Genomic DNA, 17,405 nt, shown 5'->3' with positions numbered 1-17,405 from the left:
TAGCCGTGATGTCCGAGTGGACCCTTTTCGAAGTTTTCGTGCGTAGCAAGCACGGTTTGAACCACAAGCATGTCGGCAGCGTACATGCCGCCGATGCCGTCATGGCCATCGAACATGCCCGTGAGCTTTACACCCGCCGTAATGAAGGGGTGAGCCTCTGGGTAGTGCCCTCGGCGCTGATCACAGCCTCGTCGCCAGACGAAAAAGACCCGTTGTTCGACCCCGCCGAAGACAAGGTCTACCGCCATGCAAGCTTCTATGAGCTGCCGGCCGAAGTGGGGCATATGTAAGATGAACCAGGACCTGATCCAATACCTGCTACGCCTGGGCGACAGCGCCCTGATCCAGGGCCAGCGCCTATGTGAATGGTGCGGTCGGGCACCCGCACTGGAAGAAGAACTGGCCTTGATGAACGTTGGCCTGGACCTGGTTGGCCAGGCTCGCAACTGGCTGGAATACGCGGCCGAATTGGCCAATGACGGTCGCGATGCCGATCACTTGGCGTTCCGCCGCGACGAGCGCGCCTACCGTAACCTGTTGTTGGTCGAACAGCCCAATGGCGATTTTGCCGTCACCGTGCTCAAGCAGTTCTTCTATGACGCCTGGCACCTGGCTGTACTGGAAGGCCTGACCCACTCCAGCGACAGCCGTCTACAGGGCATCGCCGCCAAGGCCGTAAAGGAAGTGACCTATCACCTGCGCCGCTCCAGCGAGTGGGTCGAGCGCCTGGGTGACGGTACTGAGGAAAGCCACCAGCGCATGCTCGCAGCCATCCCGCAACTGTGGCGTTTCACCGTCGAGCTGAGTGACAGCGATGCCGTCGAGCAACGCTTGCACGCTGCGGGCCTTATCGGCGACCCACAGCAGATCGCCGCCGCTTGGCAACAGCAGGTCGAGCGAACGTTCGACAGTGCCACCCTGCCCTTGCCGGCACCGGCCTGCCACTTCTACCTCAGCGGTCGTCAGGGCCTGCACAGCGAGCACCTGGGCTTGCTGCTGGCTGAAATGCAGTTTTTGCCACGAGCCTACCCCGATGCAACCTGGTGATCTGATTGCCAGCGACCTCGGCGCCCGCGCTGCGGCGCCCGGTGACCTCGACCAGGCCTGGCAAGTGCTAGGCCGGGTGATGGACCCGGAAGTGCCCGTCGTAAGCGTGGTAGAGCTGGGTATTGTCCGCGCATTGGCCTGGGACGCAGGGCACTTGCATGTCGTGGTCACTCCGACCTATTCCGGCTGCCCCGCCACTGAAGTCATCGAAGCCGACATTCGTCAGGCCCTGGAAGACGCAGGGTTTCGCGCACCGCAGCTCGAACGACAGTTGCACCCGGCCTGGACTACCGACTGGATCACCAGCACAGGCCGCGAACGCTTGCTGGCCTACGGCATCGCGCCCCCGCTGGGCAGTGCCAACAAACGCAGCCTGCTCGGCGATAACGGCAGCGTGAACTGCCCGCAATGCGGTAGTGCGCACACCGAGCTGCTCAGCCAGTTTGGTTCGACCGCCTGCAAGGCCCTGTACCGCTGCTGCGATTGCCGCGAACCCTTCGATTACTTCAAGTGCATCTAAGCGCGTGATGGAGAGCCACCATGAGCCAATTTCACAGCCTGACCGTCAAGCAAGTGCGCACAGAAACCCGCGACGCGGTGTCGATTCTGTTCGACGTGCCGGCGACGCTCAGCCAGCAGTTTCGCTTTACCCAAGGCCAGTACCTGGTCATGCGTACCCAACTGGACGGTGAGGAAGTACGCCGTTCCTATTCCATTTGCACCGGGGTCAACGACGGCGAGTTGCGCGTGGCCGTCAAACGGGTCGCCGGAGGTCGCTTCTCGGCCTTTGCCAATGACGTGCTGAGCGCTGGCGATGTGCTCGAGGTCATGCCGCCAACCGGCAGCTTCAACATCGCTCTCGCCCCTGAACGGCAGGGCCGCTACCTGGCAGTTGCCGCTGGCAGTGGTATTACCCCGATCCTGTCGATCATCAAGACGACCCTGGAAACTGAACCCCAGAGCCACTTCACCCTGCTCTATGGCAACCGCGCCAGCAGCAGTGCGCTGTTCCGCGAACAGCTTGAAGACCTGAAAAACCGTTACCTGCAGCGCTTGAACCTGATTTTTGTATTCAGCCGCGAGCAACAGGACATCGATCTCTACAACGGTCGTATCGATGCCGACAAGTGCGGGCAATTGTTCAGTCGCTGGCTCGACGTACCGCGTCTTGATGCTGCGTTCATCTGCGGGCCACAGGCCATGACCGAAATCGTCCGCGACCGCCTCAAGGACAGCGGCATGGCGGCTGAGCGCATCCATTTCGAGCTGTTCGCAGCGGCAGGCAACGAGCAGCGGCGCGAAGCCCGCGAGGCGGCGCGTCAGGCGGATTCGGCGGTCAGCCAGATCACCGTGATCAGCGACGGCCGCGCCCTGGCCTTCGACCTGCCGCGCAACAGCCAGAGCATCCTCGATGCAGGTAATGCCATCGGCGCAGAACTGCCCTACTCGTGCAAGGCAGGCGTGTGCTCGACCTGCAAATGCAAGGTCATCGAAGGTGAAGTGGAGATGGACAGCAACCACGCCCTTGAAGACTACGAAGTGGCCGCCGGCTACGTGCTCTCGTGCCAGAGCTACCCAGTCAGCGACAAGGTCGTCCTGGACTTCGACCAGCTTTGATCCACCCGCAGGGGCTGGCCATGCCTGCCCCTGCCGCAAGCCTGCAACACCCCAAAAACAACTACAAAAAAGATCAAGAGAGCGCCATGACACCCAACGATATCGAAAGCATCTGCAAGCACCCGGACTTTCAACAACTGGTCAGGCGTAAACAGCGCCTGAACTGGTCGCTGACCCTGGCCATGCTTGTCATCTACTACGGCTTCGTCCTGCTGGTTGCTTTCTCGCCCAGCACCCTGGGTCAATCCCTGAGTGGAGGGGTAACTTCCGTCGGCATGCTGGTCGGGGTCGTGATCGTGCTGCTGTCCTTTGCCTTGACCGGCATCTACGTCTATCGCGCCAACAACGTACTCGACCCACTCAACGACAAAGTCCGGCAGGAGTGCGTCCAATGAAATCATTGTTTGCCTTGCTGTTGCCGGGCCTGATGATCAGCGACCTGGCACTCGCCGCCGATGCGGGCAGCCGTCCACTGAACTGGAACGCCATCGGCATGTTCCTCCTGTTTGTGTTGTTTACGCTGGGCATTACCCGCTGGGCCGCGCGGCGCACCCGCTCAGCCAGTGACTTCTACACCGCCGGTGGCGGCCTGACCGGTTTCCAGAACGGCCTGGCGATTGCCGGCGACATGATCAGCGCGGCGTCGTTCCTCGGCATTTCCGCAATGATGTTCCTCAACGGCTATGACGGTCTGCTCTATGCCCTGGGCGTCCTGGCCGGGTGGCCGATCATCCTGTTCCTGATTGCCGAGCGCTTGCGCAACCTGGGCAAGTACACCTTCGCCGACGTGGTCTCCTACCGTCTGGCACAGACACCTGTGCGCCTGACCTCGGCGTTTGGCACCCTGACCGTGGCCTTGATGTACCTGGTGGCGCAAATGGTCGGTGCGGGCAAGCTGATCGAACTGCTGTTCGGCATCAGCTACCTGTATGCGGTCATGCTGGTGGGTGTATTGATGGTGTTCTACGTCACCTTCGGCGGCATGCTCGCCACCACCTGGGTACAGATCATCAAGGCCGTGCTGTTGCTGTCAGGCACCACCTTCATGGCGCTCATGGTACTGCGGCACTTTGGTTACAGCACTGAAGCGATGTTTGCCGGCGCGGCGGCGGTACACACCAAGGGGCAAGCGATCATGGCGCCCGGAGGGCTGTTGTCCAACCCGATCGACGCGATTTCCCTGGGGCTGGGCATGATGTTCGGGACTGCCGGACTGCCACACATCCTGATGCGTTTCTTCACCGTCAGCGACGCCAAGGAAGCGCGCAAGAGCGTGTTTTACGCTACCGGTTTCATCGGCTACTTCTACCTGCTGCTGATTGTCGTCGGCTTTGGCGCCATCGTCATGGTGGGCACCGAACCCGCCTACCGCGATGCCAGTGGCGCGATCATCGGCGGCGGCAACATGATCGCCGTTCACCTGGCCCAGGCGGTCGGTGGCAACCTGTTCCTCGGTTTCATTTCGGCGGTGGCCTTTGCCACCATCCTTGCGGTGGTTGCTGGTCTGGCGCTGTCCGGCGCCTCGGCGGTGTCCCATGACCTGTACGCCTGTGTCGTGCGCAAAGGCAAAGCCACTGAACAGGAAGAAATGCGTGTGTCGCGTATCGCCACCCTCGCAATCGGCGTACTGGCGATCATCCTCGGCCTGCTCTTCGAGTCGCAGAACATCGCCTTCCTCTCTGGCCTGGTACTGGCCATCGCCGCTTCAGTGAACTTCCCGGTGCTGTTCCTCTCGATGTTCTGGAAGGGCCTGACCACCCGTGGTGCGGTCGCCGGCAGCTTGGCAGGCCTGGTCTCGGCCATCGCCCTGCTGGTACTCAGCCCTGCCGTCTGGGTCAACGTCCTGCACTTCGACAAGGCACTGTTCCCGTACAACAACCCGGCCCTGTTCTCCATGAGCCTGGCGTTCCTCGGTGCCTGGGTGTTCTCGGTGACCGACCGTTCGCCGCAAGCAACGCAAGAGCGCGGTCGCTACCTGGCCCAGTTCATTCGCTCGATGACCGGAATCGGCGCCGCCGGTGCCAGTAAACACTGATCATTACGTAACGCTGTCACAGAACTGCTGGGTATAAAAACAATGAACCACATACGTACTGCTTCCGCGCCACACCTTGCCGCCATGCTGGCTGGCCTCACCCTGCCGATGGCCGCCGCACCGGCCTTGGCCGACTTTATCGAGGACAGCCATGCCAAGATCGAACTGCGCAACCACTACCTGAATCGGGATTTTCGTCAGAGCAATGCGCCACAGGCCAAGGCCGACGAATGGGCACAGGGTTTTACCACGAAGATCGAGTCGGGTTTTACCGAAGGTACGGTGGGCTTCGGTGTCGACGCCATGGGCCAGCTGGGTATCAAGCTGGACTCCAGCCGTGATCGCCGCGGTACTGGCCTGCTGCCTTATGGTCGCAACAGCCTGGAGCCGGACGATGACTACAGCGAACTGGGTTTGACCGCCAAGCTGCGGGCATCAAAAAGTGTCCTGCGCCTGGGCACCCTGCAGCCGCTGTTGCCGGTGGTGGTCTACAACGATACCCGTCTGCTCGCCTCGACCTTTCAGGGTGGTTTGCTGACCAGCCAGGAACTCGACGGGCTGACCTTCAACGGCGGGCGGCTTACCAAGACCAACCTGCGCGATTCGTCCAGCCGTGACGACATCGGGTATGGCGCGGCGACAAGTGACGCCTTCGACTTTGCCGGTGGAAGCTGGGCTATCAATCCGCAACTGGCACTGAGCTACTACTACGGCAAGCTGGAAGATATCTACCGCCAGCAATTCGTCGGCCTGGTGCATACCTGGCCATTGGCCGAAGGCCTTAGCCTGCGCAGCGATATCCGTTACTTCGACAGCCGTGAAGACGGCGCCGAACGCGCCGGGCGTATTGATAACCGCAACTTCAACGGCATGTTCACCCTGGGTGTCGGCGCTCATAAGTTCAGCACCAACTTCCAGCAGCAGTCCGGTGACAGTGCGTTCCCGTTCCTCAATGGTGGCGATCCCTATGTGGTCAACCTGGTGACCTACAACACCTTCACCCGCGCCGGCCTGGACTCCTGGCAAGTGCGCTATGACTACGACTTCGCCGCCCTCGGCGTACCGGGCCTGAGCTTCATGACCCGTTACACCGACGGTCGTCACGCCAAGACGGCCACCGTGGACAACGGTCGTGAGTGGGAGCGCGATACCGATATCGCCTATGTGGTGCAGAGCGGGCCGCTGAAGAACGTCAGCCTGCGCTGGCGCAACGTCACCTTCCGCTCCGGCAATGGCCTGACCAACGCCGTGGACGAGAACCGCCTCATTGTCGGCTACACCCTGGCGCTCTGGTAAGCGCCTCCCGCTGCACCAGCGCTGGTGCAGCGGCCTTTTTCACGTAGGAGAACACCTGATGTCTCACGCCCCAACCTTGCAAAGTTTCATCGGCGGTCGCTGGATTGGCCAGCACGGCGCTCAGCCCCTGCGCAGCGCCCTGGACGGCCATGTCCTGGCCTACAGCCACGAAGAGCGCCCAGACTTCGCTGAAGCCATTGAACACGCACGGGCCCGTGGGCTGGCCGAACTCATGGCCATGGACTTCCAGCAGCGTGCCGCCCGGCTCAAGGCCCTGGCGCTGTACCTGAGCGAGCGCAAGGAACAGCTGTATGCGCTGTCGCACCACAGCGGCGCCACCCGCGCCGACAGCTGGATCGACATCGAGGGCGGCAACGCTACCCTGTTCGCCTACTCGGGCATTGGTACCCGTGAACTGCCGTCAGGCAACATTGTGCACGAAGGCCCGGCCATCCCGCTGGGCAAACAAGGTCACTTCGCAGGCAGCCATATCCTGGTGCCGCGTGCGGGCCTGGCCGTTCATATCAACGCCTTCAACTTCCCGATCTGGGGCATGCTGGAAAAGTTCGCGCCGACCTTCCTCGCGGGCATGCCGTGTATCGTCAAACCAGCCACTTCCACCAGCTACCTGACCGAGGCAGTGGTGCGTCTGATGGATCAGTCCGGCCTGTTGCCGGTCGGCAGCCTGCAATTGGTAATTGGCGGCACCGGCGACTTGCTCGACCGCTTGCTGGGCCAGGACGTGGTCACGTTCACCGGCTCCGCCGATACCGCGGCCAAACTGCGCGTCACGCCGAACCTGATCCGCAATTCGGTGCCCTTCACAGCCGAGGCCGATTCGCTCAACTGTGCGATTCTGGGCCCGGACGTTACCCCGGACGACCCTGAGTTTGACCTGTACATCAAGGAAGTGGTCCGCGAGATGACCACCAAGGCCGGACAGAAATGTACCGCCATCCGACGCGCCATCGTCCCGGCCAAACACATCGACGCGGTAGCTACCCGTCTGCGCGAGCGCTTGAGCAAGGTGGTGGTGGGCGATCCATCGGTGGAAGGCGTGCGCATGGGCGCCCTCGCCTCCCACGACCAGCAGGCCGACGTGGCTGAGCGCGTTCAGAGCCTGCTGCAAAGCTGCGACCTGCTGTTCGGCGAGCGCGATGGCTTCGCCCCGGTTGGCGACGGCGTCGCGGAAGGTGCGTTCTTCGCGCCGACCCTGCTGCAGGCACGCAATCCGCACGCCGAGGGCGGTGCGCACGATATCGAAGCCTTCGGCCCGGTCAGTACGCTAATGGCCTACGACGATCTGGACGAAGCCCTGGCGCTGGCAGCACGCGGCAAAGGCAGCCTGGTTGCAACGCTGGTCACCCATGATCGCCAGGTCGCAGCCAAAGCGATTCCCGCCGCAGCCGCCTGGCACGGGCGCCTTCTGGTACTGGACCGCGAAGCGGCGGTAGAGTCCACGGGCCACGGTTCGCCACTGCCACAGCTCAAGCACGGTGGCCCTGGTCGAGCAGGCGGCGGTGAAGAGCTGGGTGGGCTGCGCGCAGTCAAGCACTACCTGCAACGCGCCGCCGTGCAGGGCTCGCCGAGCATGCTGATGGCCGTTACCGGTGAATACGTGCGTGGCGCCGAGGTGATCGAAACCGAGGTACACCCGTTCCGTCGCCACTTTGAGGACCTGCAGATCGGTGAATCACTGCTGACCCATCGACGGACTGTGACCGAAGCGGATCTGGTCAACTTCGGCTGCTTGTCGGGCGACCATTTCTACATGCACTTCGATGACATCGCCGCCAAGGAGTCGCAGTTCGGCAAACGCATCGCCCACGGCTACTTTGTGCTGTCGGCGGCGGCGGGGTTGTTCGTTAGCGCAGCACCGGGCCCAGTGCTGGCCAACTATGGCCTGGACACCCTGCGTTTCATCAATCCGGTGGGCATCGGCGACACCATCCAGGCGCGCCTGACCTGCAAGCGCAAGATCGACCAAGGCAAAAAGAGCCCACAAGGTATCCCGCAAGGGGTTGTGGCCTGGGATGTCGAAGTGACCAACCAGCTCGGCGAACTGGTGGCCAGTTACGATATCTTGACCTTGGTGGTCAAACGCGAAGGCTGATACAACGGCCCGTTCACTCGCGGACACGCCCGACCTTGCACCGCAAGAATGCCAGTGCCCACGGAGTCATCGTGGGTACTGGCGTACTGGCAGAGTTGACGATCACGACACGACGTTTACGATGGTCGCCCGTCCCTTGCCAGCAGAAACCCTTCCCATGACTGTGCATATCCGCCCTGCCCGCCTTGAAGACGCCGGGCGCATTCTCGATCTGATCATCGAACTGGCCGACTACGAACGTGCCCGCCATGAGGTGGTCGCCAGCCTCGCCGATATCGAGCGCAGCCTGTTCAGCCCCGAGGCCACGGCCAAAGCGCTGATCGGCGAGCGCGACGGCCAGGTTATCGGCTATGCGGTGTACTTTTTCAGCTACTCCACCTGGCTGGGCAGCAACGGTATTTACCTGGAAGACCTGTACATCACCCCCGACCAGCGCGGCAGCGGCGCAGGCAAGCAGTTGCTGCGCCATATCGCCCGCGAGGCCTGTGACAAGGGATGCGGCCGCCTGGAGTGGAGCGTGCTGGACTGGAACGAACCGGCCATTCAGTTCTATCGCTCGATTGGCGCACAGCCCCAGGATGAGTGGGTGCGCTATCGGATGGAAGGCCAGACCTTGCACGCATTTGCGCGAGGCGACAGCTGATACGGGTCGGCCATTACTGAATGGGGCAGTTGGCATCGGCAGGCAGATGCAGGTGCGCGCAAATACACGGCTGCCAGTGATAGCCCAGGCTCACGCTGCCCACCTGTTGCTGGACACCCCCGTGAATACGACGGCTGCGCCGCTGATGGGTTTCGTGGACCTGTTGCCAGCCCGCTGCGCTGTGGGCCAGACGTGCAGCGTGCGTTGGATGGTGGTACCTGGCGCCGTGGGAATAAACCAGCTTGCTCCGGTGATCCAGTGGCGCAGGCGGCACACTGTTGATGTTGCCGCCATGATGGCTGGCCACCAGCCCTCGATAGCCACACACCTGAGCCTGAGGGTAATGAAGGTACAGCGATGAGTAGTCTGCATCGCCCACCGTCAGCAGGTATTGCGGCTCACGCGAGGAAGCGCCGGCATTGATTAACAGGGCGAGCCCCGTGTTGTTATTGTCATTGCCGCCACCCAGTGGCTGACACTTGATGATGCGATGGCCCTGACGGCTGACGACGCCATTGAGTTGACTCGGCCAGAGGTAGAGATTGCCCCGCCGCGCCAACGCAAGCGCCAGTCTCCACCCCATGCTGGAAACACGCTGACCGCTCTGCGCACGCCCTTGATTCGGTACGATCCAGGGGCGATCAAGGGCCCGTGCATCCCACGCGATGCGAATACCACGACCACCGAAAAGCGGCTGCCCGGCAGCAGCGCCAGCCCAGTGGTCCATGTCCCAGTGCGACAGGATGACCGGTGCCTTGGCTAACGCATTGGCAAAGGGGTCCAACGGCGGGCTGGGCAACGTGGCATAGTTGTACCCTGTCGGGACACCGCAGTCGTAGAACAACACCGCGCGGCTTCCCCAGCGCGGGCAGACCGAACAGGGGAACAGCGAGTTCCAGTTGGCCTGACCGACGTCATGCACGACCAACATCGGCCAATCACACTCGTCGGTAGCCTGCTGGAACAACTCGGTGATACTCGCCTTGGGGGAAACAGGCAGGCCCCGCAACTGGCTGAAGCGCATCAGTTTGCGAAGCGTCTTGCCGTTACCCAGTACCTGCACATTGAGGATGTCCAACGGCGTGGGGGCATCATCTACCGCCCTGAAGGCATACAACGACGCTTGAGCATCGGGCGAAGTCGACAGCCGAAAATCGACCTTGAACCAGTTCAGGCCGGGCTGCCAGTCCCCAGGCCAGGTCGCCATGGCCGAAGGGCTCAGACGCAGCAACCAGGATTCGGGTTCCCACTCACTGTCCAGCGCGAGGCCAAGGGATTGCGGGGCAGCATCAAACGAGTGGACTTCAACCCCATCCAGCACCGTGTCTTCACCCTCGCCCGCCTGTGACGGGTCGATCAATGCATACACGGAAACACCGCCTTCAAGCCTTTCCTGCAGTTGCTGCCTGTCCTTGAGATCCCGCACGCTCATTCCCTGATTCCGGTGTCACCAACGTCGGCCAGCATGCCACAGTAAGCGTTACCCGTGGGGTGTCGTCAGGGTTCCAGCCCGATACCCCGCAAGATGACACAGGTCACGGTCTGCACGGCGCGTTCAAACTGCAGGTCATCGAGTGGCTGATGCCCGTTGAGCAAGCTGACCTGATGACTGAAGTCGGCGTAATGCTGGGTCGACGCCCAGATCATGTACAGCAGTCCTGAGGGCTCGACCGGCAGGATGCGCCCGTCTTCAACCCACTGACGAATTTTCGCTTCCTTCAGTTTTGCCCAGCCGTACAGGCTCTCATCCAGGGCCGTACCGAGGTTGGGGGCACCATGAATGATTTCATCGGCCCAGACCTTGGAGCCATGGGGCCGGCTACGTGAATGATTCATCTTGGCGCGTATATAGCTGCTCAGCACGATCCTCGGATCGTCATACAGCTCAAAGCACAGCGCATCCTGCTTCCACACCTCAAGCAAACCGAGCACCACGGCCTGATACAACTCTGCCTTGGTGCTGAAGTAGTAGTGCACATTGCTGCGCGGCAACGCTGCGGCTTCGGCAATATCGGCCATGGCGGTGCCGGCGAAGCCTTTCTCGGCAAATACTTTCTCAGCCGCAAGCAGAATGCTGTCGACATTGCGTTGGCGAATGCTGGGTTTATGCGGGGCCATGAGCGGGTCCATTGCGGCTGACACGGCAAGGCTACGCTGATTCACTCACGGCAGGCAAAAGCCTTGTGTGCGGTCATGGCGATTACCCAGGGTTCAGCAGCCCTTACCCACACCATGACTACACTCAGGCCAGCCTATCTATTGCAGTGAATCAACCGCCATTGCTACAAACTTGTGCCAGCTTCAGGTAGTCCAGGCTACGCACTTGCCCGGTCGAATCCTTGTAGACCATGCGAGCTTGCACCACCTCACACAGCATCGACTCCGGCTCACTCAGGTTGACTACATTGGCCACATCCAGCGGCATGCCATAGTGATACAACGGTACTGCATCTTGCGCCTGCACTGCAGCACAGGCGAGCAATGCCGATGCGAACACCCAACGGCTTTTCATGAGGGTTGCCCTCCAAGTGGAAATGGCTGACACCCTTGAGTGTGGCGTCGCCCAGACAAGACGTGAGTTTTGCGGATCAACGGCGTGCCTACAGTTACGCCAGTGAGACAGTGCCGCAGATCATCTCGCGGCAGGACTCACCTGGCACTTGGCATTGTCGGTCATGGCTGAGGCATAACCTCCCGGAGAAAAACGCAAGGTCACCACCAGCATCAGTACCACTGTCAGGGTCAGCAACAGCCACGACGCCTGGAAGTCGCCGCTGATGTCCCGCAGCCAGCCTGTCAGATAGGGAATGATGCCAGTGATGATGAACCCGATACCTTGAACAAACGCTGCCAGCGCGCCTGCCGCAGCAGGCTTGTCGCGCAAATGTTCAAGGGTGAGGGTCAGGCTCAGGCTGAAGCAGGCGCCCAAGCCAAAACCGATCAACGCCACCCACAGCCCTGACCATAACGAAGGCGCCAGCAAAAGGCCGACAAAGCCCAGCAGTTGAGACAACAGGGCCAGCAGCAGACCTGGGCGTCGGTCTGCCAAGCGTCGCAGCAACAGCGGCAGGCCCAACGCACCCAGTACCTGGAACAGGGTCATAAAGCCGATCAACTCGCCGCCGCCCTGGGCACTGCCACCGATCTGTCGATAGTAGGCAGGTAGCCAGGCAACCATACTGGTGTAGCCGCCGTTGATCAGGCCAAAGTAACCTGCCAGCAACCACGCGCGGCGGCTGCGGAAAAAGTGTCGCCCCGTGCCTGGATCACTGCGTTCCTGCGCTGAGCGGGGCCGCGCCATGCACCACAAAACCAGGGCCAGCAACGCCGGCAGCAGCCACACACCAAGCCCCGCCTGCCAATGCCCTGCCGTTTCGGCGACGCGTGGGCCGAGCACGGCAGCAATTCCGCCACCGCTCATCAACGCCGCCGAGTACACCCCCATGGCCAACGCCAGGCGCTTGGAAAACCAACGATTGACCAGGCCAGGCATCAAGGCCTGGATAAAGGCAACACCCAGGCCTGCGAGCGCAGCACTGGCGATCAGTGCCGTACCACTGTGCAGGAACAGGCGCCAGGTACACGCCAGGGCAATGGCTGCCAGCCCGGCAACCATTCCATGGTGTTCACTCAGCCAGCGCCGCAACCAGGGTTGCAGCAGCGGCACCAGGCCCATGCACAACACCGGCAACGCAGTCAGCAGTGCCGCCTGCTGGTAACCCAGGCCGGTGCTGTTACGGATCTCCTCCAACAACGGGCCGATGCTGGTCAGGATCGGCCGCAGGTTAATCGCCACCGCCACCACCAACAGCCCGCCGAGCGCCCCGGATCGACTCAGGTGCGCGTTCATTTCGCTGTTCATGCGTGCGCCTTTTCAAGGGATTCAACAGATGCCGGTGATTATCCTGAGACGCCGGGGTAGTATGAAATTAATTGATTTCATGCATGCCAGTGGGATATCGAATGCTTGACCCTTTACTGTTGCGCAGCTTCGTCACCGTCGTCGAGGCCGGCAGTTTCACCCGCGCGGGCGAGCGCCTGCACCTCACCCAGTCCACCATCAGCCAACAGATCATTCGATTGGAGCAAAGCCTGGGTTGCCGTTTGCTGGACCGCAGCCAACGGCAGATCTGGCCGACCGAAGCGGGCGAGCGACTGCTGGGCTATGCCAGGCGCATCCTGCGCCTGGAAGAAGAAGCGCGCCACGCGCTGAGCCCCCAGCAGTCGGAGGTGGCCTTGCGCCTTGGGGTACCGGATGACTTCGCTGGCGAGATTCTGACGACACAATTGAGCCACCTGCTGGCCGAGCGGCCACGCATGCGCCTGGAGGTCGAATGTGGCCTGAGCTTGCCACTGCTGCATCTGTACCGTAATGGCGAATTGGACCTGCTGCTGGTCAAGCAATGGGGCGCTGACGGTGATTGTCATGCGTATTGGCCAGAACCGTTGGCCTGGGTCGCCAGTGCCATACACCCGATAATCGAACCCGTACCCCTGGTGGTGTTCCCGGTGGGCGCGCTGTATCGCCAGGAAATGATCCATGCGCTGGAAGCTGCCGGGCGCCCTTGGCGCATCAGTTACTCAAGTACCAGCCTGGCCAGCATCAGCGCAGCAGTAAGCGCAGGTCTGGGGGTCAGCCTGATCCCGGCACGCAGTGTTGAAACCAGCCATCGCGTACTGACCACAGATGAGGGCTTTGCGCCGATCAGCGGGCTGACCTTGGCACTCTATGCCCGCCCGGCATTGGACGACGATGGCGTGGCACTGCGCGACAGCCTGGAAGCTTTGTGTACTCGTCGCGCGGCAAGCTGATGGCCACACGCTACCGCACTCACGCACGGTCTCAAGATCACTGGTGACCTGCGTCTCTATTGGGTAAATTAGCCGCGCTCGCTCAAGGTGGGCTGTTTTCCCCTTACATCAAGGAACCCGCGTTGACTGCAAAGCCGCCCTCTTCATCCTGGATTCGCTCACCCTTGCGCAGTTTGCGCCAGCGTATGCAACGAGGCTCGACCCTCAACGATGGCCCCGCTCAGCAGTTGCGCCTGTGGTTCCAGCACAAAGCCCACGAACAGGGCTATACCCTGAGCCAAAGCCAGCAACAGGTGATCGGGTTCATGGCCGGGCAGGTCGAACAGCTGGCACGCGGCCAGGCTCGCAGCCTGTACCTCTATGGCGGTGTCGGACGCGGCAAGAGCTGGTTGCTGGAGGGGTTCTTCCGGGCAATCACCTTGGAACAGAAGCGTCGCCTGCACTTCCATGATTTCTTCGCCCGGTTGCACGATGGCATGTTCCGCCATCGCCACGCCGAGAATGCGCTGGCCTGCACCCTTGACGAGTTGCTCGAAGACTGCAAAGTCCTGTGCTTCGATGAGTTCCATGTCCATGACATCGGTGATGCCATGCTGATCACCCAACTGTTCAAGGCATTGTTCGAGCGACACATCCTGCTGCTGGTCACCTCCAACTACCCACCCGAAGGTCTGCTGCCCAACCCCCTCTACCACCAGCGTTTCGAGCCGGTCATCCGCTTGATCAAACAGCACATGCAGGTCGTGGAAGTGGGTGGCGAAGACTACCGAGGCCTGCCGGGCAGCGGCCGTCATCAGCGTTTTACCCAGGGTTGCTACCTGTGGCCGGGCACCACCGAACAACGCACTGCCCTCGACGTGCCGTCGGCGCACCCCGCCGCCCTTGCAGTGGGGAAGCGTCAAGTACAGGCTTGGCGGGTCGACGGCGAGCGTGTCGCGTTCGACTTTGCAGCCCTCTGCGAACAACCCACCGCCGTTATCGATTACTTGCAGTTGGCACAGCGCTTTGAACACTGGATCATCGACGGCCTGCCAAACCTGGCGGACTGTTCGATAGCCGCCCAGCAGCGCTTCATCAACCTGATTGACGTGCTTTACGATCAGGACAAGCACCTTGTGCTGATCGGCGAACAGCCATTGGAAGCCGCCCTGCAAGGCTCGGCCAACGACCTGGCGCGGACCCGCAGCCGCCTCGGGCAGCTACGGCAGGTGGCCCAAGGGTGAGGCCTCGCGGTACATGGCCTGCTTCCAAGCCATGTACCGTCAGCCCGTCAGCCTGCCCGGGCGAGACTTGCGAGCACCGCCTCGATCTCATCCAGTACGGCTGGATCATCAAGGGTCGATGGCGGCGTGTAGGGTTGCTGATCGGCAATCTTGCGCAGCACAGCCCGAAGGATTTTCCCCGAACGGGTCTTGGGCAGACGCTTGACCACACGAACCTGATTGAAACAGGCCAATGCGCCAATCTGCTCGCGAACGCGGGCAACCAGCTCGCTCTGCAACTGCTGCTCACTGATTGGCGTCGCGTCCTTGAGCACTACCAATGCAAGTGGCACCTGGCCCTTGATCTCGTCATAGACACCGATCACCGCACACTCGGCCACGGCCGGATGCGCGGCCACCAGGTCTTCCATTTCACCGGTCGACAGACGATGGCCTGAGACGTTGATCACATCATCGGTGCGCCCCATGATGTAGACAAAGCCGTCGTCATCCAGGTAGCCACCATCTCCGGTATGGTAGTAACCCGGATAGGTCTGCAGGTACGACTGCACGTAGCGTGCGTGGTCACCCCACAAGGTCTGGCTGCAGCCAGGTGGCAACGGCAAGGCAATGACAATGGCACCTTGCTGATTGGGCTCCAGCAGATGCCCTTCGTCATCCAATACCTGAACGTGGTAACCCGGTACCGCACGGTTGCTCGATCCCGCTCGCACGCCACTGCCATCAAGGCCGACACAGGGCGCTGTCACCGGCCAGCCGGTTTCAGTCTGCCACCAGTGATCGTGGACCGCCTTGCCACTGGTTGCCTCAAGCCATTGGTGGGTGCTGGAGTCCAGTTTCTCGCCAGCCAGGAACAACTGACGCAACGAACTCAGATCATATTGACGCAGCAGCAGACCTTCCGGGTCCTCCTTGCGGACCGCCCGCATCGCTGTCGGCGCGCAGAACATCCCATTAACCTTGTACTGCTCTACCACACGCCAGTAAGCACCGGCGTCTGGTGTACGAATCGGCTTGCCCTCATAGAACACACTGGTGCAGCCATTCATCAGCGGCCCGTAAACGATCAACGAGTGCCCGACGACCCAGCCCACATCGGAGATCCCCCACCAGACATCACCCGGCTGCATGCCGTAGATATGCTGCATGGCGAACTTCAGCGCCACGGCATTACCGCCGTTCTCGCGCACGATGCCTTTGGGCTTTCCTGTGGTACCGGAGGTGTACATGATGTAGAGCGGGTCGGCAGCGCCCAGCTCGACCGGCGCGACCGGCTCGGCGCTGGCGACAGCGGCCTGCCAATCCAGATCGCGCCCCTCGATCATCTCGGCGTGGGCTTGCGGGCGCTGAAGCACCAGTACCTGCTTGGGTTGGTGTTGGGCCAGTTGCAGGGCGCGGTCGACCAAGGGTTTGTAGGCAATGACCCGGTCGAACTCCAACCCGCAAGAAGCGGTCAGCAGCAGTTTTGGCCGGGCATCATCAATGCGCAGGGCCAACTCATTGGCGGCAAAGCCACCGAATACCACCGAATGCACTGCGCCAATACGGGCGCAGGCAAGCATGGCCATGGCCGCCTGGGGCACCATGGGCATGTAGATGATGACACCATCACCCTTTTCCACACCCAACTGGCGCAGCAATCCGGCTAGACGTGCGACTTCATCGCGCATTTGCAGGTAGGTAAAGGATTGCTGGGTATGGGTTACCGGGGAGTCATAGATCAGCGCGACCTGCTCGCCACGGCCTTGCTCGATTTGATAATCGAGGGCCAGGTAGCAGCTGTTCAAGCGGCCATCGCTGAACCATTGATGCGTGCCATCGGCGTTTTCGGTCAGCGTTTGTGTCGGCTTTCGGTACCAGGCCAGGTCATTGGCTTGCTCGGCCCAAAACGCAGCGGGGTCAGCAATGGAGCGATCATAGCAGTGCTGGTAAGTCATCGAGTTCGAACCCTGAGCTTGTTGTTATTTAAGGGCGAACGATGAGTATGGACCGCTTCAATGAAGCCGCCATCGTACTAAGGTCTTATTTTTCGGGAGCGCACAGCGCCAATGAATCCTCGAATACCTTCCACAATGCCGCCAGGCGTCGGGAATAGGCCTCGGGCCCGGCATAGATCAGCTCTACCGCCAAACTGTCGACAATTCCCATGTATGCATCCCGGTAGAGTCCGGCCTGGCCATCCTCGAACGTCGGCCGATAGGCTTTCATGCGTGCAACGAACAACGCCGCCAACCGCGCCAGATAGCCCTCAAACCCCGCCGAGATCCAGGCACGCAGCTCAGCCGGCGGAAAAAACGCCGTGCGCAGCAAGAAACGTAGATGCGCCGACCCCAGATAGCGCTCACCCAGACGCTGGCAGTACAGCCCGCCAGGAACATCGCTATGTGGGTGAGCAAAACAGTCTTCGACATACAGCCGTTCTGCCTCCACCGCACGCTCGAAAACGGCCTGGAACAGGTCATCCTTGCTACTGAAATGCGCATACAACGATGGCTTGCGCATACCCGCCGCCACCGCGATGTCATTCAGCGAGCAGGCGTCATAGCCGCTGTTGGCAAAATGCTCGACGGCAATCACACAGATCTTTTCTGCCGAAGGCGACAGGGTTCTCATGCAGCG

17 protein-coding genes are annotated in these 17,405 nt (G+C 61.4%); 11 read left to right on the top strand and 6 right to left on the bottom strand.

The genetic code is table 11. The features are described 5' to 3' along the window. The first annotated feature begins 8 nt into the window (after positions 1 to 8). From paaB to IE038_RS02105, 9 genes are all read left to right on the top strand, one after another. Positions 9 to 290, top strand: a complete 282-nt coding sequence (paaB, locus tag IE038_RS02145; RefSeq protein WP_163933739.1) for a 1,2-phenylacetyl-CoA epoxidase subunit PaaB — start codon at positions 9 to 11, stop codon at positions 288 to 290. A 1-nt stretch (position 291) separates the two neighbouring features. Further along, the gene (gene paaC / locus IE038_RS02140) at positions 292 to 1,047 is read left to right on the top strand and encodes a 1,2-phenylacetyl-CoA epoxidase subunit PaaC (RefSeq protein ID WP_229775584.1); all 756 of its coding nucleotides are present in this window, start codon (positions 292 to 294) and stop codon (positions 1,045 to 1,047) included. Beyond that, positions 1,034 to 1,567 carry a 1,2-phenylacetyl-CoA epoxidase subunit PaaD gene (paaD, locus tag IE038_RS02135; protein ID WP_163933736.1) on the top strand — a complete coding sequence of 178 codons (534 nt, stop codon included), beginning with the start codon at positions 1,034 to 1,036 and terminating at the stop codon, positions 1,565 to 1,567. The genes paaC and paaD overlap by 14 nt, the downstream gene beginning before the upstream one ends. A 20-nt stretch (positions 1,568 to 1,587) precedes the next feature. Beyond that, entirely contained in the window at positions 1,588 to 2,664 is a 1,077-nt protein-coding gene (gene paaE / locus IE038_RS02130) for a 1,2-phenylacetyl-CoA epoxidase subunit PaaE (protein ID WP_163933733.1), read from the top strand. A gap of 86 nt (positions 2,665 to 2,750) precedes the next feature. After that, positions 2,751 to 3,059, top strand: coding sequence for a DUF485 domain-containing protein (locus IE038_RS02125; protein ID WP_163933732.1), 309 nt, complete (start codon positions 2,751 to 2,753; stop codon positions 3,057 to 3,059). Further along, entirely contained in the window at positions 3,056 to 4,699 is a 1,644-nt protein-coding gene (locus IE038_RS02120; RefSeq protein WP_229775583.1) for a cation acetate symporter, read from the top strand. Before IE038_RS02125 ends, IE038_RS02120 begins: the two co-directional genes overlap by 4 nt. Before the next feature lie 42 nt (positions 4,700 to 4,741). Then, positions 4,742 to 5,995, top strand: a complete 1,254-nt coding sequence (locus IE038_RS02115) for an OprD family porin (RefSeq protein ID WP_163933729.1) — start codon at positions 4,742 to 4,744, stop codon at positions 5,993 to 5,995. Between the two features lie 58 nt (positions 5,996 to 6,053). Beyond that, complete coding sequence (gene paaZ / locus IE038_RS02110; protein ID WP_163933725.1) at positions 6,054 to 8,108, top strand: phenylacetic acid degradation bifunctional protein PaaZ; 2,055 nt, start codon at positions 6,054 to 6,056, stop codon at positions 8,106 to 8,108. A 157-nt stretch (positions 8,109 to 8,265) separates the two neighbouring features. Beyond that, on the top strand, positions 8,266 to 8,751 hold the full coding sequence (locus tag IE038_RS02105; protein WP_163933722.1) for a GNAT family N-acetyltransferase: 486 nt from the start codon (positions 8,266 to 8,268) through the stop codon (positions 8,749 to 8,751). A 13-nt stretch (positions 8,752 to 8,764) separates the two neighbouring features. Here IE038_RS02105 and IE038_RS02100 read toward each other — a convergent pair whose 3' ends face one another. From IE038_RS02100 to IE038_RS02085, 4 genes are all read right to left on the bottom strand, one after another. Continuing rightward, positions 8,765 to 10,183 (bottom strand): hypothetical protein, encoded by a 1,419-nt coding sequence (locus IE038_RS02100; RefSeq protein WP_163933719.1) that lies wholly within the window; start codon positions 10,181 to 10,183, stop codon positions 8,765 to 8,767. 65 nt (positions 10,184 to 10,248) lie between these two features. Continuing rightward, positions 10,249 to 10,869, bottom strand: coding sequence for a TetR/AcrR family transcriptional regulator (locus tag IE038_RS02095; protein WP_163933716.1), 621 nt, complete (start codon positions 10,867 to 10,869; stop codon positions 10,249 to 10,251). A 151-nt stretch (positions 10,870 to 11,020) separates the two neighbouring features. Next, positions 11,021 to 11,263 carry a DUF2790 domain-containing protein gene (locus IE038_RS02090; protein WP_163933713.1) on the bottom strand — a complete coding sequence of 81 codons (243 nt, stop codon included), beginning with the start codon at positions 11,261 to 11,263 and terminating at the stop codon, positions 11,021 to 11,023. Positions 11,264 to 11,383: 120 nt separating this feature from the next. Further along, positions 11,384 to 12,613 (bottom strand): cyanate transporter, encoded by a 1,230-nt coding sequence (locus IE038_RS02085; RefSeq protein ID WP_229775582.1) that lies wholly within the window; start codon positions 12,611 to 12,613, stop codon positions 11,384 to 11,386. Between the two features lie 101 nt (positions 12,614 to 12,714). Between IE038_RS02085 and IE038_RS02080 the strand changes: the two genes are divergently transcribed. Both IE038_RS02080 and zapE read left to right on the top strand, forming a co-directional pair. Beyond that, a complete protein-coding gene (locus tag IE038_RS02080) occupies positions 12,715 to 13,563 on the top strand; it encodes a LysR substrate-binding domain-containing protein (protein ID WP_189395038.1) in 849 nt (282 codons plus the stop codon). A 122-nt stretch (positions 13,564 to 13,685) separates the two neighbouring features. Continuing rightward, positions 13,686 to 14,786, top strand: a complete 1,101-nt coding sequence (zapE, locus tag IE038_RS02075; RefSeq protein ID WP_268244552.1) for a cell division protein ZapE — start codon at positions 13,686 to 13,688, stop codon at positions 14,784 to 14,786. A 47-nt stretch (positions 14,787 to 14,833) separates the two neighbouring features. Here the strand turns inward: zapE and IE038_RS02070 are convergent, their stop codons facing one another. Together IE038_RS02070 and IE038_RS02065 are read right to left on the bottom strand one after the other, a co-directional pair. Next, positions 14,834 to 16,723 (bottom strand): propionyl-CoA synthetase, encoded by a 1,890-nt coding sequence (locus IE038_RS02070; protein ID WP_189395037.1) that lies wholly within the window; start codon positions 16,721 to 16,723, stop codon positions 14,834 to 14,836. Between the two features lie 85 nt (positions 16,724 to 16,808). Continuing rightward, positions 16,809 to 17,399: a TetR/AcrR family transcriptional regulator gene (locus IE038_RS02065; protein WP_163938400.1), complete on the bottom strand. Its 591-nt coding sequence runs from the start codon at positions 17,397 to 17,399 to the stop codon at positions 16,809 to 16,811. Between the last annotated feature and the right edge of the window lie 6 nt (positions 17,400 to 17,405).

It is taken from the genome of Pseudomonas laurentiana (genome assembly GCF_014648275.1).
GTDB classification, from domain to species: Bacteria; Pseudomonadota; Gammaproteobacteria; order Pseudomonadales; family Pseudomonadaceae; genus Aquipseudomonas; species Aquipseudomonas laurentiana.
Note: the sequence above shows the minus strand (reverse complement) of the source record. Positions and strands in the feature narration are given on the sequence as shown.